Raw genomic sequence first — 26,206 nt, forward strand, 5'->3', positions numbered from 1 at the left:
CACGAGGAGGCCGCGTATCGCGCTATTGCGGCTTTTTGTCGTTGGAGATGCGGACCAGATAATCCGCCTTGCTGTACTGCATGTGATCGACGCAGAGCTGCGCCAGCGCCCAGCTGTCGCGGCCCTTCAGGAGCTCGATCATCAATTCGTGCTGGCGGCGCGACAGCGCGAGGCCTTCGCTGTCGGCGAGGTTCTTGGCGCGCATCGGCAGTGTCAGGTTCATGTAGTCCTGCAGTGAGCGCACCAGATAGGGATTGCCGCAGGCCGAGAACAGCGCGAGGTGGAATGCGTCGTTGGTCTCATGGATGCCGCGCATGTCCTGCGTGTCGGCCTTGAGGCAGTAGTGCCGCTGCAGCTCGCTCAGCTGGTCGATCAGGCTGTCCGGCGCGGGCAGGGCGATCATCAGCGCGGCCTGCCGCGTCAGCATCTCGCGCACCTCGTAGATCTGCCGCACCTCCTCGGCCGAATAGAACCGCACCGTGGCGCCGACATTCTTCTCGCGCAGCACGATGCCCTGGCGCTCGAGCTGGAACAGCGCCTGGCGGACGAAATGCCGGCTCGCGCCGTAGCGCTGCATCAGCGTATCCTCGACCAGCCGCAGGCCAGGCGCGAAGCGGCCGAAGATGATGTCCTCCTCCAGCCGGCGGATAACTTCCGCCTGTTCCTCCTCGCGCGAGGGGGCCAGGAGTTCGGGCGGGACGGGCTCGGCTTTCATGGGCTCTGGGCTTCGGGGGCGATGCCCTGAGGTCAGCATGATGCTCTGGCCATTGTCAATAATGAGAGCAATTTTGCCGCGGAGCAGCCACCCGCTGCCGCCGGATTATCTCATATTGACAATAATTCCGGCCGCTCCTTAAGTGCGACCTGATAACCACGGGACGAGAAGAAAATGGCCGACGGACTTCGCAAGGGACTGACCAGCTACGGTGACGCCGGCTTCTCGCTGTTCCTGCGCAAGGCCTTCATCAAGGCGATGGGCTATTCCGACGACGCGCTCAATCGCCCGATCGTCGGCATCACCAACACCTACAGCGACTACAATCCCTGCCACGGCAACGTGCCGCAGATCATCGAGGCGGTGAAGCGCGGCGTGATGCTGTCGGGCGCGATGCCGTTCGTGTTCCCGACCATCTCGATCGCCGAGAGCTTTGCGCATCCGACCTCGATGTATCTGCGCAACCTGATGGCGATGGATACCGAGGAGATGATCCGCGCCCAGCCGATGGATGCGGTGATCGTGATCGGCGGCTGCGACAAGACCCTGCCGGCACAGCTCATGGCCGCGATCAGCGCCGACCTGCCGACGGTGGTGATTCCAGTCGGGCCGATGGTGGTCGGCCATCACAAGGGCGAGGTGCTCGGCGCCTGCACCGACTGCCGAAGGCTGTGGGGCAAGTATCGCGCCGGCGAGATCGACGACAACGAGATCGAGGCGGTGAACGGGCGCCTTGCGCCCTCCGTGGGCACTTGCATGGTGATGGGCACGGCTTCCACGATGGCCTGCATCACCGAGGCGCTCGGCCTGTCGCTGCCGATGAGCGCGACGATCCCGGCGCCGCATGCCGAACGCTTCCGCTCCGCCGAGGCCAGCGGCCGCGTCGCCGCCGAGATGGCGAAGACCAAGGGACCGAAGCCGAGCGAGATCCTGACGCCGGCCTCGTTCCGCAACGCCCAGGTTGTCATGCAGGCGATCGGCGGCTCGACCAACGGGCTGATCCACCTCACCGCCATCGCCAACCGCTCGCCGCACAAGATCGACCTCGAGGCGTTCGACAGACTGGGCCGCGAGGTGCCGGTGCTGGTCGACCTCAAGCCGTCGGGCGAGCATTACATGGAACACTTCCATCATGCCGGTGGTGTGCCGAAGCTGATGGCGCAACTCGGCGACCTCATCGATCTCGACGCGAGGACCATCACCGGTCAGACCTTGCGCGAGGTCGTGGCTAATGCAGAGGACGTGCCGGGGCAGGATGCCATCCGCTCCAAGGCAAACCCGATCAAGTCCGAAGGTGCGATGGCGATCCTGCACGGCAATCTCGCGCCGCGCGGCGCCGTGATCAAGCAGTCGGCGGCGAGCCCAAAGCTGTTGCAGCACACCGGCCGCGCCGTGGTGTTCGAGTCGGTCGAAGACATGACGCTGCGGGTCGATGATCCCGCGCTCGACGTGACCGCTGACGACGTGCTGGTGCTGCGCAATGCCGGCCCGAAGGGCGCGCCGGGCATGCCGGAGGCGGGCTACCTGCCGATCCCGAAGAAGCTGGCGCGCGCCGGGGTGAAGGACATGGTCCGGATCTCTGATGCGCGCATGAGCGGCACCGCGTTCGGCACCATCGTGCTGCACATCACGCCGGAGTCCGCCGTCGGCGGTCCGCTCGGACTGGTGCGCAACGGCGACATGATCCGGCTCGATGTCGCCAAGCGCAGCATCGATCTGCTGGTCGATGAGGCCGAACTTGAGAAGCGTCGCGCAGCGCTCGCGCCGGCCGGCACGCCGGACTGGGCGAAGCGCGGCTACGCGCATCTCTTCAACGAGACCATCCTGCAGGCCGACGAAGGCTGCGATTTCGACTTCATGAGCGCCAAGGGGAAGTAAGGGGAAGTAACGCGCGCCAAGTTCGGCTATTTGCTGAATTGTCGATAATTTCTGTAATGCGGCGCTCGTTCGCGCCTACGATGAGCTGATTACCTCTGTTTTATTGACAATCCCGCGAGACTGGTGGGATGATCGCGTCAAGCAAAAACAGGGGGAGCGTCGCGATGGGCACTTCAGCCGGGATCGTCGGGATAGCCATGGCCGCGGCAGCGCTGCTGCTGCCGTCGAGCGCCGGCGCACAGGAGGTCAAGCACTTCCGTTTCGCCTATGACCAGCCGCGCAACACCGGCTATTCGGTCGCCGGTGATCTGTTCGCCGAGAAGCTCAAGGAGTTGAGCAAGGGGACTCTGGTCGTCGATCAATATCCCGGCGCGCAGCTCGGCCAGGAGCCCCAGCTGCTGCAGCTCGTGAAGTCAGGGGATATCGAGTTCGCGATCATCTCCTCCGCCAACACCGCGACGATCTCGCCGCAGGCGGGCGTGATGTCGCTGCACTTCCTGTTCCGCAACGAGGCCCATGTCATCAAGGCGCTGGCCGACCCAAAGGTGTTCGACGCCATCAAGACCATGATCGACGACACCGCCCAGGGCCTGCATGTGATCGGCACCGGCTCGCAGGGCGTGCGTCACATCTACAGCAAGAGGGAAGTCCACAACGTCGGCGACATCAAGGGCATGAAGGTCCGGGTGCAGGCGACCGCGACCGAGGATACCATGTTCCCGGCCTATGGCGCGCAGACGGTGCACATGCCGTTCGGCAGCGTCTACACCTCGCTGCAGACCGGCGTGGTCGACGCCGCCGAGAACAGCATCAATGTCTATCTGGTCAACAAGCATTACGAGGTCGCGCCGGTGCTCTCGATCACCGAGCACGAGGCCAACAATGCGCTGCTGTTCGTCTCCGACAAGCTGTGGCAGAGCCTCTCCGCCGAGCAAAAGCAGTGGGTGCAGGCTGCCGCCAACGAGGTCAGCGCCAAGGAGCCGCAGAAGGCGTTCGAGCTCGAGCGCAATGCGCTGACCAAGCTGAAATCGTTCGGCGTCAAGGTGGTCGAGGATGTCGACAAGAAGAGCTTTACGGCGATCGCCGATCCCTATCTCGACAAGCTCGCCAGGGAGCTCGGCCCGCATGCCGAGAAGATCAAGAACCTGATCCGCGCGATCAACTAGACGAGCGTCGTCCCGGCGAAAGCCGGGACCCATACGCCGCGGCCTTTAATTAAGCAATTGGGTTGCCGACTTTTCTGCACAACTCGAGCCGGGGTTATGGGTCCCGGCCTTCGCCGGGACGACGAGGAATTTCGAGCCATGGCCATCGCCGACAGACTGGTGCTGCAACGGCAGCGGCATCTGAAGTGGCGGGCGCTCGATCGGCTCGAGTTGGTCCTGATGATGCTGTGCGGGCTGTTGTGCTTCGGCTTCTCGCTCTCGGTCACCGCCGACATCGTCACCCGCACCATCGGCCACCCCTGGCTGTGGCTGCAGGAGGTGACCTCGACGCTGTTCATATACGCGATCTTCATCGGGGCCGCGGTCGCGACCAGGCGCAATGATCATCTCTATCTCACCGCGCTCTCGGAGGCGATGCATGGCCGGTCGCGGCTGGTCGTCGAGATCATCATTCGGCTGGTCGTGCTGGGCGTCGCCTTCTGCCTGGTCTGGTATGGCTATCAGAACTACCTGCGCGGCTTCGGCAGCTTCCGCCTGCCGTCGGGTACGCCGATCGCCTCGCTCTATGCGGTGATCCCGCTGTCGGGAATCCTGATCGGCCTGTTCACGATCGAGCAACTCGTCAACGGCATCCGCAACGGCTTTGACCATCCGGAGCCGCCGGACGAGGACCTCGCGATCCCTTCGACCACGGGGGCGCAGCCGTGAGCGCGCCGGTGGTGCTCGTGCTGATGTCGTCCTGCTTCCTGTTCTTCGGCTATCTCGGCGTGCCGGTGCCGTTCTCGCTGATGGCCGGCGTGTTCGTCGGCGCCATGCTGTCGGACGTCTCGCTGGCGGCGATCATCCAGAAGATCTTCGACGGCGTCGATTCCGAGGCGCTGCTTGCGATCCCGTTCTTCCTCCTGGTCGGCGAGCTCATGAGCTCCGCGAATGTCGTGGTCCGCATCGCCAACCTGTCGGTCTCGCTGGTCGGGCATATCAGGGGCGGGCTGTCGCAGGTCGTCGTCGTGTTCAGCATGTTCTTCTCGGAGATGTCGGGCTCGACCACCGCCGATGTCGCGGTCATGAGCCGCGCGCTCGGCGGACCGATGAAGCGGGAGGGCTATGAGCCGGCCTTCATCGCCGCGATCATCGCCTCGGCCTCGACGATTGCGGCGCTGGTGCCGCCGAGCATCACGGCGGTGGTCTATGGCGCGGTCGGCAATGTCTCGATCGCCGGCCTGTTCATGGCAGGCGTGGTCCCCGGCCTCATGATCGGCTTCGGGCTGATGATCTACTGTTATTTCTTCGGGCCGTCAGGCCTGCGCAAGCCCCGCGCGCCGCTGCGCCAGGTCGTGTTCGCCGCCGGTGACGCCGCGCTGCCGCTGATGATCCCGGTGATCCTGCTCGGCGGCATCCTGACCGGCTGGTTCACGCCGACCGAAGCCGGCGTAGTCGCGGTCGCCTACATCATCATCTTGGTGATCCCGGCGCTGAACCGCGGTCACCTGAAGAAGATTCCGTACGATTTCTGCCTCGCCGGCCTGATCTTCTCGCTGCCGCTGATCACGATCGGCGCCGCGAATGCATTCGGCTGGATGCTCGCCTATCTGCGCGGCGCGATCTACATCGCCGACTGGATCACCTCGATCGCCGGCAACGATCCGCACCTCATCATGCTCTTGATGGTGCTGCTGTTCACGGTGGTCGGCGACTTCATCGAGCCGGTGCCGACCATCATCATCTTCATGCCGCTGGTCAACGCGCTGACCCAAGCCGGCGACATCAACGGCGTGCACATGGGCGTGGTGCTGATCGCAACGCTGGCATTCGGCCTGATCACGCCGCCCTACGGGCTCGTGCTGCTGATGGCCTCGAAATTCGTCGGCATCAGCTTTGCAAAAGCGCTGCGGGCGGCGCTGCCGATCTATGTCGTGTTCCTGGTCACGATCTGTTTCACCATCTATTTCCCGAAGGTCGTGCTGTGGCTGCCCAAGCAGGTAATCCCGGAGTCTGTCGGCTGTTTCAAGGCGCCCGGCGGTACCGGATACATCTGCCCGAACTAGCCGGACCGCTACTTCGACTTGCTGGTGAACTTCTTCACGGCGACGCGGAAGTCCTCGGTGTGCATCGACGTGATGATCTTGTGCTCCTCGGCGTCCAGCTGCTGCCTGGTCGGTGTGGTGACCGCCTGATAGACCAGTGATTTGGTCCCAGCGATCGCGGCCGGCGGATTTTTCGCCAGGCGCTCGGCGAGTTGCCTTGTGGCCGCCTTCAGCTCGGCCGCGGGGACGGTTTTGACGACCAGCCCCCATTCATAGGCCTGTTGCGCGGTGAAGCCGTCCTCGGCAAGGAAAATCTGCAGCGCGCGACGGGTGCCGACCGTGCCCACGATGCCGACCGTGCTGCCGCCGTCCGGCGACACGCCGATCTTGGCATAGGCCGGCGTGAAGCGGGCATCGTCGGCGGCGATGCACAGATCGGTCACGAAGGCGAGGCCCATGCCGGCGCCGGCCGCCGAACCATGCACGCTCGACAGCACGATCTTCGGCATCCGCCGCACCGTCTCGATGAAGGCATGGTAGTGGCGCAGCATCTCGCTGACCACCGGGGTGACATTGTTGGTCTCGGCGGCGGCGCCGATCGTCTGCAGATCGCCGCCGGCGCAGAAGGCGCGGCCTTCGCCTTCGATGACCAGGACGCGGACGTCCGTGTTGGTCTCGACCTCGGCGCTGAGCTGCTCCAGCTTTTTGGCGATCGTCAGGTCGATCGCGTTGAATGCGGCCGGCCGGTTCAGCGTGATGGTCGCGATGGCGCCGTCGATGCGGAGCAGAGCGGGGTCGTTGGCGGAGGCGGGATCGGGCATTTTGAAGACCTTGGGCTTGTTGGTTCGGGCCATTTAAGGCCCTGGCGCGAGCCGTGGCAATCCGCCTCCGTATCGGAGGCGGTTCTGCGGTGCCTGGATTTGCTGGAGACCCCCTTGCGTCCGCGCCGGCCATCAGGCCAAATGGCCGTCAGCCTTCGGTACGCAGACACGAGCGCTGTGGGGACGGGGCAAGCAAGCTAACATCGACAAGAGGAAACAGCATGGGTCACTCCTGCTCGCGCGAATTTGGGTTGTTCCGATGACAGGCTCGGTCATCATCGTCGGCGCCGGACATGCCGGCTTCCAACTCGCGGCGTCGCTGCGCCAGGCGGGTTTTGCGGAGCGCATCGCCCTGATCAATGACGAAGGCCATTTGCCGTATCAGCGGCCGCCTTTGTCGAAGGCCTATCTGAAGGGGACCGGCGGGCCCGAGACCTTGATGTTCCGGCCCGAGAAATTCTACCACGACAACAAGATCGAGCTGATCACCGATCGGGCGCACGCGATCGACCGCAATGCGCGGAAGGTGGCGCTCGCCTCCGGCGCGTCGCTCGACTACGGCCACCTGGTGTTCGCGACCGGCGCGCGGAACCGGCTGCTCGATATTCCGAACGCCAGGCTGGACGCGGTCCGCTACCTGCGCATCCTCGATGAGAGCCATGCGCTGCGCGAATTGCTTGCGCCCGGCATGCGCGTCGTCGTGATCGGCGCGGGCTTCATCGGGCTCGAATTCGCCGCCACCGCACGGGCCAAGGGTCTCGAGGTCGATGTGGTCGAGCTCGCATCTCGGGTGATGGCGCGCGCGGTGACCGCGGAGATTTCCGAGTTCTCGCAGGCGCGCCACGCCGCGGCCGGCATCCGGATTCACCTCGGGGTGCAGGTCACGGCGATCGAGGCCGATGGTGCCAAGGTCACCGGCGTCAGCCTGAGCAACGGCACGCACATCCCGGCCGATCTCGTCGTGGTCGGCGTCGGCGTGCTGCCGAATGTCGAGCTTGCCGCCGAGGCAGGCCTGCCGGTCGCATCGGGCATCATCGTCGACGAGCATCTTCTGACCGCCGATCCCAATGTCTCCGCGATCGGCGATTGCGCGCTCTACACCAGCAAGCGGTTCGGCGGATCGCTGCGGCTGGAATCGGTGCAGAACGCGACCGACCATGCGCGTTGCGTGGCGTCGCGGCTGACCGGGAAGACCGAGGTCTATGACGGCCTGCCGTGGTTCTGGAGCGACCAGGGCCCCGACAAGCTGCAGATGGCGGGGCTCGCCACCGGCTACGACCGCGTGGTGGTGCGCGGTGACCGCGCGCAGGGCGCGTTCTCGGCATTCTGCTATCGCGGTGACAGGCTGCTCGGCATCGAGTCGGTCAATCGCGCCGGCGATCACATGTTCGGCCGCCGGCTGCTCGGCGCCGGCGGCTCGATCACGCCGGAGCAGGCCGCGGATGCGAGCTTTGATTTGAAGAGCGCGCTGGCGTAGTTGGATCGTCGTCCCGGCGAAGGCCGGGACCCATACGCCGCGGCCTCTCGATTTGAGGCGGTGCGGGTTGACGTCAGTTCAAGACAATGGAAGCCGGTGGTTATGGGTCCCGGCCTTCGCCGGGACGACCCGTGGAAAGAACGGCGCTAACCTCCTGCGCCGTCGGCATCGACGGCGCAGCGCCCATCCGTTGCACGCAAATCGAGGCGGCGGCGTTGGCATAGGCCAGGGCGTCGCCGAGCGGCTTGCCGCCCGCGAGCTGCGAGGCGAGGGCGCCGACGAAGCAGTCGCCGGCGCCTGTCGTATCGACGGCCTTGACCTCGCGTCCCGGCACCAGCAGCGGCTGGCCTTCGACCAGCGCCAGAACGCCGCGTTTGCCGAGCGTGACGCAGACGGTCTTGCCTTGCCCCAAGCTTCGCGCCGCCTCGGCAAGGCGGGCGGGTGCGTCGCTGTCGCGCAGCTCAGTTCCCGTGAGGAATCCAAGCTCGGTCTCGTTCAGGATCAGGATATCGACCAGATCCAGCAGCGCCTTGTCGGCCTGTTTCGCCGGTGCCGGATTGAGGATCGTGGTGGCGCCGGCGGCGCGGGCGCGCTGGAAGAATGCGGCGATCGTCGGCAGCGGGATCTCGAACTGGCTGACCGCGACGTCACCCTTCACCATGGCAGGCACCGCGACATCACGAGCATCGACGAGCCCGTTGGCGCCTGGCACGACCACGATGGTGTTGTCGGCATTGGCAATGGTGATGATCGCCGTGCCGGAATGCGCACCAGCGGTGGTCTTGACGAGGCTGAGATCGACGCCTTGCGCGACGAGGAACGCTCTCAGCTCCTTGCCGAACGCATCGGTGCCGAGCCTGCCGATGAGTGTGGTCGCAACGCCGAGTTTTGCCGATGCCACGGCCTGATTGGCGCCCTTGCCACCGGGAAAATAGAGCACGGCCTCGCCGGCCACGGTTTCGCCGACCCGCGGATGGCGCTCGGCGGTCGCCACCACGTCCATATTGATGCTGCCGGCGACAAAAACGTGCCTCATGGCCTAGCCTCGATCCGCCCGATCAGGCCTCGGCGCGGAACTCCTGCTTGACGGCCGCGATATCGGCCAGCGTCGGCAGGCCGGCCTCGTTGCCGAGCTTCTGGATCTTGTAGGTCGACGCCGCACGCGCGAACTTGAAATGCTCATGCCAGCCCTTGCTCGGATTTGAGAGGTAGGAATAGATGTAGGCGCCGTGGAAGACATCGCCCGCGCCGTTGGTGTCGATCACCCGTTCCCGCGGTATCGGAAAGGCCGGCAAGGTGCGCACCACGCCCGCTTCGTCGTACCAGAGCAGGCCGCGCTCGCCCATGGTGACGCCGCCGACCGTGCAGCCGCGGCTCTTGAGATAGTCGAGCATCTGCTCCGGCGTCTTGTCCATCTGCTCGCACAGCCGCTCGGCGACGATCGCAATATCGATGAAGGCGAGCAGCTCGTGGGTGTTGGTGCGCAGGCCGCCGCCGTCAAGCGAGGTCAGGATGCCGGCTTCGCGGCACAGCTTCGCGTAATGGATCGCGGCGTCCGGTTGATGGCCATCGATGTGCAGCGCGCGGCAGCCATCGATGTTCAGCAGCGGAAAGGGGTGGATGTGCTGGTCGTCGCGGCAGCGCACGATGGCGCGCTTGCCATCGTGGGGCATGATGAAGGACAGTGAGGAGGAGTTGACCTTGCGGGGGTGGAACGAGATGCCGTACCTGTCGGCCATGTCCCAGAACATCCGCCCCAGCCAGTCATTGGCCATGGTCGCGATCAGGTCCGGCTGGATGCCGAGCTTGGCGCAGCAGAACGCTGCGGTTACGGCGTTGCCGCCGAACGACACGGCATAGGCGTCGGCGACGTGCTTCTCGTCGCCGACCGGCATGTGATCCGTGATGAAGGTGACGTCGATATAGGTCTGTCCGATGAAGAGAGCCTGCATTCGCTTTCCGTCGTGGCTTGGTGTGGTCCCGGCCGGCACGGCAGACTAGCACCGCTGCTCGGCCGATTTCGCTGAAATTATTCGCAACTTTGGCTGGTTGTGGCTAGAGATGTGGGCAGCCGCGCGGCGCTGGCATTCGGCATAATGGCGGCCCGCTGCTCGCGGTTCCGAGGTTGCGTGAGGGAGAAGCATCATGACGGCAGATTCGGGGAGGCCCGTGCCATGATTACCGGTCTTGACCACATCGTCGTCCTGACCGGCGACATCAGCGCTGCCAGTGCCGCCTACGAGACGCTGTTCGCGCGGGCGCCGGCCTGGCGCAACAGCGGCGACGGCGCCGACCGCGTGCTGTTCACGCTCGATAACACCACGCTGGAATTGATGGCGCCGCGCGGCGACGATGCCGCCGCGCAACGCGTCCGCGGCGCGCTCGTCACCCAGGGCGAGGGGCTTGCGAGCCTCTGTTTTCGCACCAGCGATATCAAGAGGACGCATCGCAGGCTCGACCGGCTGACGCTGAAGCCCGAGCCGGTCGCCGAGGTCGAGAGCCGCGACGATGTCAGCGGTGCCACGCTGTCGTGGAAGCGCACGCGCGCTGCGACCGACACGACGCGCGGCGTGCGGATGTTCTTCCTGGAGCGGGAGCAGGAGCGGCCGCTCTCGGTGCGCACCACGCCGGCCTCGATCACGGCGATGGATCATGTGGTGGTCTCGACCGCCGATCCGGAACGCGCCGCCGCGCTTTACGGCGCGCGGCTCGGGCTCGACATGGCGCTCGACCGCTCGCATCCCGAGTGGGGCCGGCTGATGTTCTTCCGCTGCGGCGATCTCGTCGTCGAGGTCACGCACCGGCCGGGCAAGCAGAGCAACAAGGTGGAGGCCGACGCGCCGGACCGGCTGCGCGGGATCTGCTGGCGCGTCGCCGATATCGATGCCACGCATGCGCGGCTGGTTGCCGCCGGCGTCGACGTCTCGGAGATCCGCGCCGGCCGCAAGCCCGGCACGCGGGTGATGACGGTGCGCAACGGCACGTGCGGTGTGCCGACGCTCCTGGTGCAGCCCTCGCAGGGGAAGCCAGACTAGGGCGCAGGTTGTGCGTGCGTCGTCACGGCAGCGTGCGTGGCGCTTTCGTCATTCCGGGGCGTGCGAAGCACGAACCCGGAATCCATCTAGCCGCAAGCTCCGTGGATGGATGGATTCCGGGCTCTCGCTTCGCGAGCCCCGGAATGACGAAGGGACAAGAAATATTCCCGCACGCCCGTCGCGACAACATTCGTTCTCAAACGTCGCGCGTCATGCTACGTTCATCAATCCAGCATCACCGGGCGATTGATTTTGGCGAAGGCAAAGCGAATACAGAGATGGCAGCGCGACCCGGAAGGGATGCGGCTGCGGATTCTCGAGGCGGCCAAGCAGGAATTCGCCACCCATGGCCTCGCCGGCGCGCGGGTCGATCGCATCGCGGCCAATGCCGGCGCCAACAAGCGCATGCTGTACTACCATGTCGGCAACAAGGAGGATCTCTATCTCGAGGTGCTGGAAGGCGCCTATGAGAAGATCCGTGCCGAAGAGCGCACGCTCGACCTCGAGCATCTCGATCCGCCCGAGGCGATCGGGCGCCTGATCGCCTTCACCTGGAACTATTTTCTGCGCAATCCCGAGTTCCTGGCGTTGCTGAACACGGAAAACCTCGCCAAGGCAAAGCACCTGAAGCGCTCGACCAAGGTCAAGTCGATGCACTCGCCGTTCGTCGAGATGATTCGCACGGTGGTGACGCGCGGCGTCGAGAGCGGCGATTTCCGCGTCACGGTCGATCCGGTGCAGCTCTATATCTCGATCGCGGGGCTTGCGTTCTTCTATCTCTCCAACAGCGCCACCTTGAGCGTGATCTTCGGCCGCGACCTCCTGAAGAAGGACGCCCGCGACGAACGTCTCGAGCATATGATTGCGCTGGTGCTGGCGGCGTTGACGGGTAAGTCCACCGCCGCGTTCGGGGTGATGCCGGTGCGGCACGCCGCGGAACACCGCGTGGTGTGACGGCTCGCGGTTCGTCCGCAGCCCGTATCCAGAAAGTCTCGTCTGGCGAAAGTATGGGATTCCAGCGCGATTTCGTCGCGTGCCGGGGGCTGGACAGTAATTATCCAACAGGTTAATTTCTAACCGAACGAGAGAAACTGCAAGGGAGTGTGACGTGGCGGAGGCAAGGAGCCCTTCGGGCCTGTCGAAGGTGCTGAATGCGGCGTGGGTGCGCCCGTTCCTGTTCCTGATCGTCATCGTGGCGGCCTGGGATCTCTCGATCCGCCTGTTCCACATCCCCGCCTATCAGATCCCGTCGCCCGGTGACGTCGTTACGGTGCTGATCAGCGACTGGCCGGAACTGCTGCGGCAGTCCTGGCCGACCACCTATGCGACGCTCTGCGGCTTCCTGCTCTCGGCGCTGTTCGGCATTCCCACAGCGATGCTGATCGCGGGCTCGAAGACGGTGGAGAGCTACGTTTATCCGCTCCTGGTGTTCTCGCAATCGGTGCCGAAGATCGCGATCGCGCCGCTGTTCGTGGTCTGGTTCGGCTTCGGCATCGTCCCCAAGGTGATCTCCGCGTTCCTGCTCGGCTTCTTCCCCGTCGTGGTCTCGGCGGTGCAGGGCTTCAAGTCGGTCGATCCCGACATGGTCGATCTGGCGCGCGCAATGCAGGGCAGCCGCTTCAAGGTGTTCTGCGCGGTCAACCTGCCGCACGCGATGCCGGCGATATTCTCCGGCCTGAAAGTGTCGGTGACACTCGCGGTGGTCGGCGCCGTGGTCGGCGAGTTCGTCGGCTCCAATTCCGGCATCGGTTATGTGATGCAGCGCTCGATCGGCACCTTCGACCTGCCGACGATGTTCGCCGCGCTGGTGATCCTGGCGCTGCTCGGCGTCATCCTGTTCTGGATCGTCGACCGCATCGAGCGGCTGGTGATCCCCTGGCACGTCAGCCAGCGTGACGACATCAGTTTTGCGTCATAGCGCAGCAATCGGACAAGCGGCCCATCCAAGGGCCGCGGACAATAGAGGGAGAGCATCCATGAAGCGTTTGATTGCGGTCGCCGGCGCCGCATTGGCCTGGACCGCACTGGCGATGGCACCAGCGTCCGCGGCCGACAAGGTCGTGCTGATGCTGAACTGGTACGTCTATGGCGAGCACGCGCCGTTCTACTACGGCAAGGCCAAGGGCATCTACGCCGCCGAGGGCATCGACCTCGAGATCCAGGAAGGCCGCGGCTCGGCCGCGACCACACAGGCGGTGGCGGCCAAGACCGCCGATTTCGGCTATGTCGACGTACCTACCATGATGCGCGCCGCGGTGAAAGGCGCGCCTGTGATCGCAACCGGCGTGCTGTTGCAGACCAGCCCGATGTCGGCGATGGGCTTCGTCGACAAGAACATCAAAAAGCCGGAGGACATCAAGGGCAGGACGGTCGCGATCACGCCCGCGGATTCGATGACGCAGATCTGGCCGCTGTTCCTGAAGAAGACCGGGCTGAAGGAAAGCGACTTCAACACGGTTGCCGGCGACGGCCAGACCAAGCTCAACGCCGTCATCAACGGCCAGGCCGATCTCCTGCTCGGCTATGTCATGGACCAGTCGATGAAGATCAAGGACGCCACCGGCAAGGACGTCTATCCGATCAAGTTCGCCGACTACGGCATCAACATGGTGTCGTCGGGCATCATCGCGAATTCGGACTATGTGAAGGCCAATGCCGACCTGGTCCGCCGCTTCATGTCGGCGACGACAAAAGCGGTGGAGGCTGCGGAGAAGGACCCGAAGGCGGCCGCGCAGTCGATCCTCGATGCCAACCCGAAGGGCGGCAAGATCGAGACGCTGACGCAGGGTTTTGAGCTCACAATCCCGCTCTATCGCACGCCGGCGACCAAGGACAAGCGGCCGTTCCAGGTCACCGACCAGAACATGACCGAGTCGGTCGATTTGATGGTCGAATATGGTGGCCTCGACGCCAAGGCGAAGGCCAATCCGAAGGCGTTCTACACCAACGACTATCTGCCGAAGGGTAATTCGTAAGCCATGAAATCGGCGATCAAGAGCGCTGCCGAGCAGCCCGCCGCGCATCTGCGCCTGGTGTCCGACCGCGCGCCCGGCGCCGCGCCGGGCATCAAGCTGTCGGGCGTGTCGAAGACCTACCGGTCGCGCGACGGCGACGTGCCGTCGCTGCGGCCGCTCGACTTCACCATCAATGACGGCGAGTTCTTTGTCGTGGTCGGGCCCTCCGGCTGCGGCAAGTCCACGCTGCTGAAGATGATCTCGGGCCTGCTGCCGCCGACGACGGGGCAGGTGCTGGTGGACGGCGAGCCGGTGACGAAACCCCACGGCAATGTCGGCATCGTGTTCCAGAACGCCCTGCTGCTGCCGTGGCGCAATATCCTCTCCAACGTGATGCTGCCGATCGACATGAAGCGGCTCGCCCGGGACAAATATCTCGACCGCGCCAAGGGGTTGTTGAAGCTCGTCGGCCTCGAAGGCTTCGAGAAGAAGCTGCCCTGGCAGCTGTCCGGCGGCATGCAGCAGCGCGCCTCGATCTGCCGCGCGCTGGTGCACGATCCCAAGATCATGCTGATGGACGAGCCGTTCGGCGCGCTCGACGCCATGACGCGGGAACGGATGAATGTCGAACTGATGCGGATCCAGCGCGAGACCGGCAAGACGGTGCTGTTGATCACGCACTCGATTCCCGAAGCCGTGTTCCTCGCCGACCGCGTGCTCGTCATGACCGAGCGGCCCGGCGCGATCGCGGCGATCTACGACGTGCCGATGCCGCGGCCGCGTTCGCTCGAGACGATGTCCGATCCCGTCTTCACCGAACTGGTGCAGCGGATCCGCAAGCATTTCTTCACACAGGGATCGCTGGACTAACGCCCGAGCTTTCAATGCCGCTTCGCCTCGCTGTCAAAGATATCGCCTTCTTCGAACGGCCGCTGCCCTTCGTCCGGCCGTTCCGCTTCGGCGCGGTGACGATCAATGCGGCGACGCAGGTTTTCGTGCGGGTCGAGATCGAGGTCGAAGGCAAGGGCCGCGCCACCGGCGCCAGCGCCGAGATGCTTGCGCCGAAATGGTTCGACAAGCGGCCGCATCTGACCGAAGCCCAGTCGCTCGACGGACTTCGCCGCTCGCTGGCGATTGCACGCGAGTTCTATCTGGCGAACGGAGCCTTTGATACCGCGTTCGGCCTGCACGCCGCGTACATCGGTCCGCAGGTCGCGGCCTGCGCTGCGGAAGACATTCCGCAGCTTGCCGCGAGCTTTGGCCCGGCGGAGATCGACAAGGCGATCCTGGATGCGCTGCTGCGTGCGGCCGGCGCAAATGTCTTCGACGGCATGGCCGGCAATATCGCCGGAATCGACGGGCGGCTGACGCCCGATCTCGGCGATCCAGACATCGCGCGGTTCCTGTCCGCCCGCAAGCGCCTCGACCGTGTCGCCGTCAGGCATACGGTCGGGATGGATGACACGATCGAAGGCGAGGGCGGTGTTGCCGACGCAAACGAAAATGCCGGTGCACGCTATTTCAAGCTCAAGCTGAACGGCGATCCGGCGCATGACGCAGCGCGGCTGGCGCGGATCGGCGACGAGCTCGCCAAGCTGCCTTACGCCACCAAGATCACGCTCGATGCCAACGAGCAATACGCGGACCTTGCCGCGCTGAACGCGCTGGTCGACCGGCTCGACCATGACGAGGCACTCAAGCCGATCGCTGCAAACCTGCTCTATATCGAGCAACCGATGCCGCGTGACGTCACGAAAGCATCGCCGCTCGGGAAATTGGCCGGGCGCAACTTCATCATCGATGAGGCCGACGATTCCTATGACGCGTTCCCGCGGGCGCGGGCGCTCGGCTATCGCGGCATCTCGTCGAAATCGTGCAAGGGCATCTACAAATCGGTCGTCAATGCCGCCCGCGCGGCGGCGTGGAGCGCGGATGGCGACCGGTATTTCATCAGCGGTGAGGACCTGACCTGCCAGGCCGGCCTCGGTGTGCAGCAGGATCTTGCGCTCGGCGCGCTGATCGGCGTCACCCATGCCGAACGCAACGGACATCACTACGTCGACGGCTTTGCCGACACCCCGGCTGACGAAGCCGACGCCTTCCTCACCGCGCATCCCGATCTCTATACACGCGCGGGCGGCAAGGTCCGCCTCGCGATCCATGACGGCGATCTCCTGACCGGATCGATCGCCGCAGTACCGGGCTTTGCCAGTTCGATCCATCCGGACTGGTCCACCATGCAGCCGCTCAAGCGGCCAACACCACGCGTTTCGCAGGAGCAGACAGTATGACGACCAAACGCCTCGGCCTGATCATGAACGGCGTCACCGGCCGGATGGGGCTCAACCAGCATCTGATCCGCTCGATCGTCGCGATCCGCGAGCAGGGTGGCGTGTTGTTGTCGAATGGCGACCGCATCATGCCCGATCCGATCCTGGTCGGGCGCGACGCCGAGAAGGTCGGCGCATTGGCAAAGCGCTACGGCATCGAGCGCCACACCACCGATCTCGATCGCGCGCTGGCCGACAAGGACGATACCGTGTTCTTCGATGCCGCGACGACGCAGGCACGGCCCTCGCTGCTGACCAAGGCGATCAACGCCGGCAAACATGTCTATTGCGAGAAGCCGATCGCGACCAATCTCGAGGAAGCCGTCGCGGTCGTGAAGTTGGCCAATGCCAAGGGTCTCAAGCACGGCACCGTGCAGGACAAGTTGTTCCTGCCCGGCCTGAAGAAGCTCGCCTTCCTGCGTGACTCCGGCTTCTTCGGCCGCATGCTCTCGGTGCGCGGCGAGTTCGGCTATTGGGTGTTCGAGGGCGGCTGGCAGGAAGCGCAGCGGCCGTCGTGGAACTACCGCGCAGAGGATGGCGGCGGCATCATTCTGGATATGGTCTGCCACTGGCGCTACGTGCTCGACAATCTGTTCGGCGAGGTCGAGAGCGTGGTCTGCATCGGCACGACCGATATCCCAGAACGCTTTGACGAGAAGGGCAAGAAGTACCAGGCGACGGCCGATGATTCCGCCTACGCCACCTTCCGCCTGAAGGGCGGCGTGATCGCGCATATCAACATGAGTTGGGTGACGCGGGTCTACCGCGACGACCTCGTCACCTTCCAGGTCGACGGCACCCATGGCTCGGCCGTTGCCGGACTGACCGACTGCGTGATCCAGGCGCGCCAGGCGACGCCGCGGCCGGTGTGGAATCCGGACGAGAAGCGGATGCACGATTTCTATGCCGACTGGCAGAAGCTGCCCGAGAACGTCGTCTACGACAACGGCTTCAAGGAGCAGTGGGAGATGTTCATTCGCCACGTCTGCGAGGATGCGCCCTACAAATACACCTTGCTCGAAGGCGCCAAGGGCGTGCAGCTTGCCGAGTGCGCGCTGAAGAGCTGGAAGGAGCGGCGCTGGATCGACGTCGCACCGATCGCCGTCTGAGAGGGACCTTGCCATGAACAAGCCAGTCCTGCCGATGTCATCCCTTTCGCTGAAGCTGCCGACCGCCGATGGGGGCCTCGAGACCTATCGCCTGGCGGCGTCGCGGACCTTTCCGGCAAAGCTTGAGGGCACGCTCAACCGGGTGGCGTTCTCTGCGGCCCATGTGGTTGCCGATCCCCGCGCCGACGTCGATCCCTGGCTGACGGCTGCGATCGACTGGGACAAGACGATCGCATTCCGCGAGCACGTCTGGGACCTCGGCCTCGGCGTCGCCGAGGCGATGGATACCGCGCAGCGTGGCATGGGGCTGGACTGGGCGACCTCGCTCGAATTGATCCAGCGCTCGGTCAGGGCGGCGAAGGCCAGGGGCAATGCGCTGGTGTTCTCCGGCGCCGGGACTGATCATCTGGCGGTAGAAGACGCAAGGTCGATCGACGACGTCATCCGTGCCTATGAGGAGCAGATCGCGGCGGTGGAGAAGGCCGGTGGCCGCATCATCCTGATGGCCTCGCGCGCGCTGGCAAAGCTCGGCAGGACCGCGGACGATTACGCTGGGGTTTATGACCGCGTGCTGTCGCAGGTCCGCGAGCCCGTGATCATCCACTGGCTCGGCGACATGTTCGATCCGGCGCTGTCAGGCTATTGGGGCACGGCCGATCTCGACAGGGCGATGGATACGGCGGTCGCGATCATCAACGCCAATGCGGCCAAGGTCGATGGCGTCAAGGTCTCGCTGCTCGACAAGCAGCGCGAGATCGACATGCGGCGGCGGCTCGACCCACGGGTGAAGATGTACACCGGCGACGACTTCAACTACGCCGAACTGATCGCCGGCGACGACAAGGGATTTTCCCACGCGCTGCTCGGCATCTTCGATGCGATCGCGCCCGCGGCGTCCTACGCCCTGTCGCGGCTCGCGGCGGGCGACGAGGCCGGCTTCCACGACGTGCTCGGCCCGACGGTGCCGCTGTCGCGCCACATCTTCAAGGCGCCGACCCGCTTCTACAAGACCGGCATCGTGTTCATGGCCTACCTCAACGGCCACCAGGATCATTTCACGATGGTCGGCGGGCAGGAAAGCGCGCGCTCGACCCTGCATCTCGCCGAACTGTTCCGGCTCGCCGACCAGGCGGGGCTGCTAGCCGATCCGGAAGCAGCGACACGCCGGATGGCGACGATCCTTGCGAGCCGTGGCATAGACGCCTGATGCGCGATTTTTCCAGAGATCACCGCTGGCTGTCGCTGAACACGGCAACCGTCCGCAAGCAGGGCGATCTTCTCGCCATCATCGAGGCCTGCGCGCGGCTCGGCATCCGCGCCATCGATCCCTGGCGCGACCAGGTCGCTGCCGTCGGTCTCGACCGTGCCGTGCGCGCGGTGAAGGACGCGGGGCTCGATCTGTCGGGCTATTGCCGCGGCGGCATGTTCACGGCCGATAACGCGCATCGCAGCGCGGCACGCGACGACAACCGCCGCGCCGTTGACGAGGCCGTCGCGCTCGGTGCCTCCTGCATCGTGCTCGTCGTCGGCGGCCTGCCGCAATATTCTCGGCCCGGCAGCGCGATGTCCAAGGACATCGCCGCAGCGCGCAATCAGGTGCATGACGGCATCGCCGAGATGCTGGACTATGCGAAGCAGGCAAGACTGCCGCTCGCGATCGAGCCGCTGCATCCGGCCTATGCCGCCGACCGCGCCTGCGTGAACACCACGAAGCACGCGCTCGACCTCTGCGACGCGCTCGATCCCGGCCGCACTGGTGCGATCGGCGTCGCGCTCGACGTCTATCACATCTGGTGGGACCCGGAGCTGATGGCCCAGATCGCGCGCGCCGGCAGGGACCGGCTGCTCGCATTCCATGTCTGCGACTGGCTGGTGCCGACCAAGGACATTCTCAACGACCGTGGCATGATGGGTGACGGTGTCATCGATATCAAATCTGTGCGCGCGGCGGTCGAAGCGCAGGGCTTCGCCGGCTATTCGGAGATCGAGATATTCTCGAATGACTGGTGGGGCCGGCCGCTGGACGAGGTGCTGCAGACCTGCATCGAGCGGCACCGGACGGTGGTTTAGGTCGGACGGCGCAAAGCCGCCGTCAGGTCAAATCCTGTGTCAACACAGCGCCGATCTGTTCCAGCGCCCAATCGACCTGATCTCCCGTAATGACCAGCGGCGGGGCGACCCGGATGGTGTGGTCATGGGTGTCCTTGGCGAGGATGCCGTGCTCCCGCAGCAGCTCGCAATAGCGGCGCGCGGGACCGGCCTCGGGGTGAAGCTCGACCGCGAGCATCAGCCCGCGTCCACGCACCTCGCGAACCGTGTTGGCACGGATGCTGCGCAAGCCGTCGATGAAGCGCACGCCTTGCGCGGCCGCGTTCTCGATCATGCCTTCGTCGACCAGCACGCGCAGCGCCGCGCGCGCGACCGCGCAGGCGAGCGGATTGCCGCCGAAGGTCGAGCCGTGCTGGCCGGGCTTCAGCGTGCCGAGCACCTCGTTGTTGGAGAGCACCGCCGAGACCGGATAGAAACCGCCGGACAGCGCCTTGCCGAGCAGCGTCACGTCGGCCTCGATGCCCTCGTGCTGCTCCGCCAGCAGCTTGCCGGTGCGGCCAAGTCCGGTCTGGATCTCGTCGAGGATCAGCATCACGTCATTGCGGGTACAGAGCTCGCGGACCCCGGCGAAATAGCCTGCAGGGGGAATGATGACGCCGGCCTCGCCCTGGATCGGCTCGACCAGGAAGGCAACGGTGTTCGGCGTAATCGCGGCTTCCAGTGCCCTGGCGTTGCCGAACGGAATGACCTTGAAGCCCGGCGCAAACGGCCCGAAATGCACGCGGCTCGCCGGGTCGGTGCTGAAGCCGACAATCGCCAGGGTGCGTCCGTGGAAATTGTCGGCGCAGACGATGATCTCGGCCTGGTCATCGGGCACGCCCTTGACCTCGTAGCCCCATTTGCGCACCGACTTGATTGCGCTCTCCACTGCCTCCGCGCCGCTGTTCATCGGCAGCACCTTGTGGGAGCCGGTCAGATCGGCGAGCTGCTCGTAGAACAAGGCGAGCTGGTCATTGTGGAAGGCCCGCGAGGTCAGCGTCAGGCGGCCGGCCTGCTCGATCATCGCGGCGAGGATTTTCGGATGACAGTGGCCCTGATTGACCGCTGAATAGGCGGAGAGGCAATCGAGGTAGCGATTGCCGTCGGTATCCCAAACCCAGACGCCTTCGCCGCGCGTCAGCACGACGCCGAGCGGCGCGTAGTTGTGGGCGCCGAATTGCGCTTCCCTGGCGATGAAATCGGTGACTGGCGGACGCATGTTTCGTCACTCCAGCTGTGCGGTGCCGGCACCGGTGAGGTGTCGCGCGATCAAATTATAGCTGATTGGGGATCGGCCCGCGCGGCTTAAAGGATGACCGTGCACCAAATTTGATCGATCCTGTCAGCGTCGCTGCGCTACGAATCCCGATCGCGGTGCGCGATCTCGAGCGTGACCAGCCGGGCGAGCAGCGTCGCCGGGTAGAGCTGGCCGAAGATCGCCTCGACATTGCACAGGCTGCGCGCCATCGGATGCAATGGTGCGACGTCGCCGTAGCCGGTTGTCGTCAGCGTGGCGAAGGAGAAATAGATCAGCTGGCTTGCGAGCGACGGCCGGTCTTCGATCTTCATGCCGGCAAATGCGTCCGGGACCAGCGTGCCGATGAAGGTGTAGAGCGCCACGAAGATCACCGCGACCGTGAGATAGAACAGGATCGCGCCGATCACCCGGTGGTAGGTGACGCGCCCCGGCGCGAAGATCGCCCGCGCGACCGTCACTGCCATCGTGATGCCGACCAGAAGCCAGGAGCCGGCGAACAGATTGAGGTCGAGGATCGACGGCGAGTGCAGGCGCAGGATCGCGCCGGTCACGATCATCGCCAGAGCGACCAGCATGGTGACGACGGCGATCGCGCTGCCCGACATCACGAACACGCCGCCGACCAGGAAGATCGCGAGCAACAGCTCGAAAACCTGGAATTCGAACAGGCCGAGCGCCTGTAGCGGCGCGACCACGAACATCATGACCAGGAGCAGTCCGGTCAGCACCGTCAGCAGCGAATCGCCCCAGCGCTCGCGCAATTGCTCTGTCGTCATCGGATCACGCGCCGCGCCGGCATGGCACGCTGAGGAAGCCGCGGAACCGCACCCGGCCGCCGCGCACCGGCTCGCCGTCGAGCAGATAGTTCGGGAAGCGCTTGAGGAACCGCGAGATCGCGATGGCGCCTTCAAGGCGCGCCAGCGCCATGCCCGCGCATTGATGCGCGCCGGTGCCGAAGGCGAGATGGCGGTTCGGCGTGCGTGCGACGTCGAAGTTTTCCGGGTTGGGGAATTGCGCGGGATCGCGGTTGGCGGCGCCGATGCACAGCGTGACCAGCGTGCCGGCCGGCAGCTTGATGCCGCCGAGCTCGGTCTCCTCCACGATCATGCGGTTGCCGAGCTGGTTGGAGCTTTCGAAACGCAGCATCTCCTCGACCGCGGTCTTGATCAGCTCCGGCTGCGCGATCAGCCGCTGCTTCTCCCCAGGGTATTGGGTCAGCGTCACCAGACCGTTGCCGATCAGGTTGGTCGTGGTCTCGTGGCCGGCATTGAGCAGGAAGATGCAGTTGTGCAGCAGTTCCTTCGCGGTCAGCCGCTCGCCATTGTCCTCACCCTGGATCAATCGGGTCAGCACGTCGCGCTCGGGATTGCCCGGCCTGGCGCGGCGGCGTTCGACCAGGGTTTCGAGATAGGCGAGGAAATCCTTCACCGCGGCGTTGCCGCGGTCGAACGCGTCCTTGCCGATCACCGGCTCCAGCGCACCCAGGATCGCCAGCGACCAGTCGCGCAGCGGTTCGCGCTCCTCGTGCGGCACGTCGAGCAGGTTGCCGATCACCTCGACCGGAATCGCCGAGGCGAAATCCTCGATCAACTCAAAGCGCTCCTTGGCTGCGATCCGGTCGAGCAGGCTGTCGACCAGCGCGATCAGGTCCGGCTCCATGCCGGCGATTGCCCGCGGCGACAAGGCGCCCATGATCAAGCGCCGCACGCGGGTGTGCGCCGGCGGATCGTTGAAGACGAGGCTGGTCGTGTGGTGTTCGTAGAGCAGCGAGTCGCGGTATTTCGGCAGAAACTCCGTCTTCTTGTCGGAGGAGAACGTCCTGGTGTTCTTGTAGGCGGCGATCAGGTCGTCGTAGCGGGTGAGGAAATAGCAGCCGTTCGGCAGGCGCTTGACCGGCGCGTGCTCGCGTAGCGCGCGATAGGTCGGGTAGGGGTCGGCGTAGAACTTCGGGGTCAGCCTTTCCAGGTCGAAACCGTCAGCCAGCTCGCGCGCGTGCCCGTCCATGGCGAATCCAACCTAATTAGTTTCATTTGCAACTATCGTAGGCCGCGGCCGGGCGCGGCGCAACACAATATGAAAGTATCGGGAACGGCGCGACGCCCTCGGCGTGGTGCGAATATATCGCAGAGCCATATGCGGTTTTGCGCTTTGATGAAGCGCGCGTGCCCCTCTACAGTCGCGGCCAAACAAGAGAGAGCCGGAAACGCCGATGCATGCCCGTGCCGACACCGCGGTCTCCTGGCCCGAGGAGATCTTTTCGATATTGCAGCGCTTCGAGGTGCGCCAGGTGCCCTACGTGCCGGACGCCGGGCATTCGGAGCTGATCGAGCGGGTGCTGGGGTCGTCATCGATGCGCGGCATTGCACTGACCACAGAGGAGGAGGGCGTGGCGCTGCTCGCGGGCGCCTGGGCCGGCGGCCAGCGCGGCGTGCTGCTGATGCAGTCGAGCGGGGTCGGCAATTGCATCAACATGCTGTCGCTGGTGCAGATCTTCCGCTTGCCGTTCCTCACGCTGGTGACGATGCGCGGCGAATGGGGCGAGTTCAATCCCTGGCAGGTGCCGATGGGCTCGAACACGCAGGGCATTCTCGAATTGTCGGGGATCAAGGTGTTGCGTGCAGCGCATCCCGGTGAGGTTCGCGAGGTCGTCGAGGCCGGCGCGGCGCAGGCCTACAACGCCTGCACGCCAACCGCCGTCCTGCTGTCGCAGCGGCTGATCGGGGCAAAGGTCTTCACCAAATGAGCAAAGCCAATCGCCTCGACCGCCGCGCGGTGGTTGCCGAACTGCTCAGGGATCGCAAGGGCGCCTTCGCCGTCGGCGGCCTCGGTGCCTCGACCTATGACATCGCCGCGGCCGGCGACCATGACCGCAACTTCTATCTCTGGGGTGGCATGGGCGGCGCCGTGATGATCGGGCTCGGCCTGGCGCTGGCGCAGCCGACGCTGCCGGTCGTCGTGATCACCGGCGACGGCGAGATGCTGATGGGGATGGGGAGCCTTGCGACCGTCGCGCTGCAGCAGCCGAAAAACCTCTCGATCATCGTGCTCGACAACGAGGCCTACGGCGAGACCGGTGGCCAGGCGAGCCACACCGGGGGAACCGCCGACCTTGTGGGTGTTGCCAAAGCCTGCGGAATCGGAGATAGCCGCTCGATCAGCACGATGGCCGAGGTTGAGACTTTTGCCTCGTCTTTGCAAGATGTTACAGCGGGGCCGCGGTTCGCGAGCGCGAAGATCGACGGGGCCAATCTGGAACGCGTGCTGTCCAGCCGCGACGGCACCTACATCGTCAACCGCATCCGCGGGTCGATCGGACACAGTCCAATTTAAAGTAGCTTTCGCGGTGCAATAGAACCTTGACTTTTGGTAAAGTGAGTGATTACTCACGACCCAAATGTCTACCTTACGCATGACGAGTGACTTGCGGCGTCAGTTGATCCTGAGCGCTGCAAAGCGGTGCTTCGCCCGGAACGGCTTTGCCGGCACCACGACGAAAAGCGTGGCGGCTGCGGCTGCCATTTCGGAAGGGCTATTGTTCAAGCACTTCCCGTCGAAGGCTGCGCTCTACGCCGAAATCCTTGCCGAGGAGTGCGAGGCGGACCCTGATCTCGCGCATCTGCTCGGCCAGGAGCCTTCGACCGCGACGCTGGTCGAACTGGTGCAAGGCATGGTCGGTCACTTCATGCAACTGCGCGATGCGCCGGACCAGGAAGAGGCGCAGCGGATGCGGCTGATGGTGACGAGCCATCTCGACGACGGCGAGTTTGCGCGCCTGCTGTACGACAAGGTCGGCAAGCTGATCGGTCCAACCTTCGCCGCCTCGCTCGACCGGGCGATCGCCGCCGGCGAGGCCACGCGGATCGGCGACGAGCCGCTCAACCTGTTCTGGTTTGCGCACCATACCGTGCTCATGGGGGCGCTGACGCAGCTGCCTGCGACACCTTGTCTCCCCTATGGTGATGCTGCAGCGGCCGAGCAGCAGCTTTGCCAGTTCATTCTTCGCGGCATCGGACTTACCGAAGCCGCAATCTCAACTCATTTGAGCCGCCAGCCGTCGCCGAGCGCAGGACCGTCGGTAACTGCAGAAAGTGCATGACATGAATATCCAGACCGAAAGCCATATCTCGGGTCAACCGATCAAGGAGAAGCAAGCCAAGCGTCCCGTCCGTTTGGTGCGCTGGTTCATCATCGTAGGCCTGTTGCTGGCCCTGCTGGTCGGCGCGCTGGTCGGCTTCAACGCCTTCCGCAGCCACATGATCGCGCAGTTCTTCGCCAACAATAAGCCGCCGCCGTCGAACGTCACGGCTGCCGAGGCTAAGACCGAAGTGATTCCGAACCTCTTGACTGCCGTCGGCGATCTCGTCGCCGTGCACCAGGTCAACGTCACGACCGACGTGCCGGGCCGCATCACCGAGATCCTGTTCACCGCCGGCAGCCATGTGAAGGCGGGCACGCCGCTGGTGCAGCTGTTCGACGCGCCGGAACAGGGCGACCTCGCCAGCTTCAAGGCGCAGGCAACCGTCGGCGAGCAGCAACTCGATCGCGCCAAGCAGCTTGCGTCGCGCCAGTTCGGGCCGCAGTCGACCGTCGATACCGCGCAGGCGACCTACGACCAGGCCAAGGCGGGTATCGCCAAGACCGAGGCGCTGATCTCGCAGAAGCTGGTGCGCGCGCCGTTCGAAGGCGATCTCGGCGTTCGCCAGGTCGAAGTCGGCCAGTATCTGACGGCCGGCACGCAGATCGTATCGCTGACCGATTTGTCGGTGCTGTATGCCAACATGACCGTGACCGAGAAGCAGAGCTCGCAGATCAAGGTCGGTCAGATCGTGCGGATCGCGGTCGACGCCTATCCGGGTCGCACCTTCGACGGCAAGATCACCACCATCGAGCCGCAGATCGCGACCGATACCCGCAACATCCGAGTGCAGGCGACGATCCAGAATCCGGACAGCATCCTCAAGCCCGGCATGTTCGCGACCGCCACCATCGTGCTGCCCGAGAAGCCGCCGGTCGTGACGATTCCGGAAACCGCGGTCGACTACACGCTGTACGGCGACTCCGTGTTCCTGATCACCGAGAAGAAGGGCGAGGACGGCAAGACCACCCTGACCGCCGAGCGTACCTTCGTGAAGACCGGCAACCGTGTCGAGGGCCGGGTCGAGATCCTCAAGGGCCTGAAGGCCGGTGACAAGGTCGTGGCCGTCGGCCAGATCAAGCTGCAGTCCGGCATGGCGGTCGCGATCTCGACCGACCCGGCGCCGCCGGTGCCGGCCGAGCCGCCGCGCTACTAATACCGATCATCTGAACTCGGAGGGCCCGATGGCCCTCCGCCACTTGCGCCGGGAAACCGG

25 protein-coding genes are annotated in these 26,206 nt (G+C 64.9%); 18 read left to right on the forward strand and 7 right to left on the reverse strand.

Annotation, left to right across the window (positions count from 1 at the left end; all coding sequences use genetic code 11):
• Positions 1–22: 22 nt before the first annotated feature.
• The gene (locus tag JQ507_08960) at positions 23–715 is read right to left on the reverse strand and encodes a GntR family transcriptional regulator (protein ID QRI71581.1); all 693 of its coding nucleotides are present in this window, start codon (positions 713–715) and stop codon (positions 23–25) included.
• Between the two features lie 174 nt (positions 716–889).
• Between JQ507_08960 and JQ507_08965 the strand changes: the two genes are divergently transcribed.
• From JQ507_08965 to JQ507_08980, 4 genes are all read left to right on the forward strand, one after another.
• Positions 890–2,593: a dihydroxy-acid dehydratase gene (locus tag JQ507_08965; protein ID QRI71582.1), complete on the forward strand. Its 1,704-nt coding sequence runs from the start codon at positions 890–892 to the stop codon at positions 2,591–2,593.
• 128 nt (positions 2,594–2,721) lie between these two features.
• Complete coding sequence (locus tag JQ507_08970; protein QRI71583.1) at positions 2,722–3,759, forward strand: TRAP transporter substrate-binding protein; 1,038 nt, start codon at positions 2,722–2,724, stop codon at positions 3,757–3,759.
• Between the two features lie 138 nt (positions 3,760–3,897).
• Positions 3,898–4,467 carry a TRAP transporter small permease gene (locus tag JQ507_08975; GenBank protein ID QRI71584.1) on the forward strand — a complete coding sequence of 190 codons (570 nt, stop codon included), beginning with the start codon at positions 3,898–3,900 and terminating at the stop codon, positions 4,465–4,467.
• On the forward strand, positions 4,464–5,804 hold the full coding sequence (locus JQ507_08980) for a TRAP transporter large permease (protein ID QRI71585.1): 1,341 nt from the start codon (positions 4,464–4,466) through the stop codon (positions 5,802–5,804). The genes JQ507_08975 and JQ507_08980 overlap by 4 nt, the downstream gene beginning before the upstream one ends.
• A gap of 8 nt (positions 5,805–5,812) precedes the next feature.
• Here the strand turns inward: JQ507_08980 and JQ507_08985 are convergent, their stop codons facing one another.
• Entirely contained in the window at positions 5,813–6,604 is a 792-nt protein-coding gene (locus tag JQ507_08985; GenBank protein QRI73264.1) for an enoyl-CoA hydratase/isomerase family protein, read from the reverse strand.
• 259 nt (positions 6,605–6,863) lie between these two features.
• On the opposite strand from JQ507_08985, the gene JQ507_08990 reads away from it, so the two are divergent.
• The gene (locus JQ507_08990; GenBank protein QRI71586.1) at positions 6,864–8,081 is read left to right on the forward strand and encodes an FAD-dependent oxidoreductase; all 1,218 of its coding nucleotides are present in this window, start codon (positions 6,864–6,866) and stop codon (positions 8,079–8,081) included.
• 100 nt (positions 8,082–8,181) lie between these two features.
• Here the strand turns inward: JQ507_08990 and rbsK are convergent, their stop codons facing one another.
• Together rbsK and JQ507_09000 are read right to left on the reverse strand one after the other, a co-directional pair.
• Complete coding sequence (gene rbsK / locus JQ507_08995; GenBank protein ID QRI71587.1) at positions 8,182–9,117, reverse strand: ribokinase; 936 nt, start codon at positions 9,115–9,117, stop codon at positions 8,182–8,184.
• A gap of 22 nt (positions 9,118–9,139) precedes the next feature.
• Entirely contained in the window at positions 9,140–10,033 is an 894-nt protein-coding gene (locus tag JQ507_09000; protein QRI71588.1) for a sugar kinase, read from the reverse strand.
• Positions 10,034–10,255: 222 nt separating this feature from the next.
• Between JQ507_09000 and JQ507_09005 the strand changes: the two genes are divergently transcribed.
• From JQ507_09005 to JQ507_09045, 9 genes are all read left to right on the forward strand, one after another.
• The gene (locus JQ507_09005) at positions 10,256–11,116 is read left to right on the forward strand and encodes a VOC family protein (GenBank protein QRI71589.1); all 861 of its coding nucleotides are present in this window, start codon (positions 10,256–10,258) and stop codon (positions 11,114–11,116) included.
• 252 nt (positions 11,117–11,368) lie between these two features.
• Positions 11,369–12,070: a TetR family transcriptional regulator gene (locus JQ507_09010; protein ID QRI71590.1), complete on the forward strand. Its 702-nt coding sequence runs from the start codon at positions 11,369–11,371 to the stop codon at positions 12,068–12,070.
• Positions 12,071–12,224: 154 nt separating this feature from the next.
• Entirely contained in the window at positions 12,225–13,034 is an 810-nt protein-coding gene (locus JQ507_09015) for an ABC transporter permease (GenBank protein QRI71591.1), read from the forward strand.
• A 58-nt stretch (positions 13,035–13,092) separates the two neighbouring features.
• The gene (locus JQ507_09020) at positions 13,093–14,091 is read left to right on the forward strand and encodes an ABC transporter substrate-binding protein (protein QRI71592.1); all 999 of its coding nucleotides are present in this window, start codon (positions 13,093–13,095) and stop codon (positions 14,089–14,091) included.
• Positions 14,092–14,094: 3 nt separating this feature from the next.
• The gene (locus JQ507_09025) at positions 14,095–14,940 is read left to right on the forward strand and encodes an ABC transporter ATP-binding protein (protein ID QRI71593.1); all 846 of its coding nucleotides are present in this window, start codon (positions 14,095–14,097) and stop codon (positions 14,938–14,940) included.
• Between the two features lie 14 nt (positions 14,941–14,954).
• Positions 14,955–16,361, forward strand: coding sequence for a hypothetical protein (locus JQ507_09030; protein QRI71594.1), 1,407 nt, complete (start codon positions 14,955–14,957; stop codon positions 16,359–16,361).
• Positions 16,358–17,509, forward strand: coding sequence for a Gfo/Idh/MocA family oxidoreductase (locus JQ507_09035; GenBank protein QRI71595.1), 1,152 nt, complete (start codon positions 16,358–16,360; stop codon positions 17,507–17,509). The genes JQ507_09030 and JQ507_09035 overlap by 4 nt, the downstream gene beginning before the upstream one ends.
• A 13-nt stretch (positions 17,510–17,522) precedes the next feature.
• Entirely contained in the window at positions 17,523–18,716 is a 1,194-nt protein-coding gene (locus JQ507_09040; protein ID QRI71596.1) for a dihydrodipicolinate synthase family protein, read from the forward strand.
• Positions 18,716–19,579 (forward strand): sugar phosphate isomerase/epimerase, encoded by an 864-nt coding sequence (locus JQ507_09045; protein ID QRI71597.1) that lies wholly within the window; start codon positions 18,716–18,718, stop codon positions 19,577–19,579. The genes JQ507_09040 and JQ507_09045 overlap by 1 nt, the downstream gene beginning before the upstream one ends.
• A gap of 22 nt (positions 19,580–19,601) precedes the next feature.
• On the opposite strand, the gene JQ507_09050 is transcribed toward JQ507_09045, so the two are convergent.
• From JQ507_09050 to JQ507_09060, 3 genes are all read right to left on the reverse strand, one after another.
• Positions 19,602–20,816, reverse strand: coding sequence for an ornithine--oxo-acid transaminase (locus JQ507_09050; protein QRI71598.1), 1,215 nt, complete (start codon positions 20,814–20,816; stop codon positions 19,602–19,604).
• Positions 20,817–20,953: 137 nt separating this feature from the next.
• Positions 20,954–21,631 carry a two pore domain potassium channel family protein gene (locus tag JQ507_09055; GenBank protein ID QRI71599.1) on the reverse strand — a complete coding sequence of 226 codons (678 nt, stop codon included), beginning with the start codon at positions 21,629–21,631 and terminating at the stop codon, positions 20,954–20,956.
• Positions 21,632–21,635: 4 nt separating this feature from the next.
• Positions 21,636–22,859, reverse strand: a complete 1,224-nt coding sequence (locus JQ507_09060) for a cytochrome P450 (GenBank protein ID QRI71600.1) — start codon at positions 22,857–22,859, stop codon at positions 21,636–21,638.
• Between the two features lie 205 nt (positions 22,860–23,064).
• Here JQ507_09060 and JQ507_09065 point away from each other — a divergent pair, with 205 nt between their 5' ends.
• From JQ507_09065 to JQ507_09080, 4 genes are all read left to right on the forward strand, one after another.
• A complete protein-coding gene (locus JQ507_09065; GenBank protein ID QRI71601.1) occupies positions 23,065–23,598 on the forward strand; it encodes a phosphonopyruvate decarboxylase in 534 nt (177 codons plus the stop codon).
• Positions 23,595–24,185, forward strand: a complete 591-nt coding sequence (locus tag JQ507_09070; GenBank protein QRI71602.1) for an aldehyde dehydrogenase — start codon at positions 23,595–23,597, stop codon at positions 24,183–24,185. The genes JQ507_09065 and JQ507_09070 overlap by 4 nt, the downstream gene beginning before the upstream one ends.
• Positions 24,186–24,249: 64 nt before the next feature.
• On the forward strand, positions 24,250–24,951 hold the full coding sequence (locus tag JQ507_09075; protein QRI71603.1) for a TetR/AcrR family transcriptional regulator: 702 nt from the start codon (positions 24,250–24,252) through the stop codon (positions 24,949–24,951).
• 1 nt (position 24,952) lies between these two features.
• Positions 24,953–26,146: an efflux RND transporter periplasmic adaptor subunit gene (locus tag JQ507_09080; protein ID QRI71604.1), complete on the forward strand. Its 1,194-nt coding sequence runs from the start codon at positions 24,953–24,955 to the stop codon at positions 26,144–26,146.
• Positions 26,147–26,206 lie beyond the last annotated feature (60 nt).

Source organism: Bradyrhizobium sp. PSBB068, from assembly GCA_016839165.1.
In the GTDB taxonomy this organism is placed as follows: domain Bacteria; phylum Pseudomonadota; class Alphaproteobacteria; order Rhizobiales; family Xanthobacteraceae; genus Bradyrhizobium.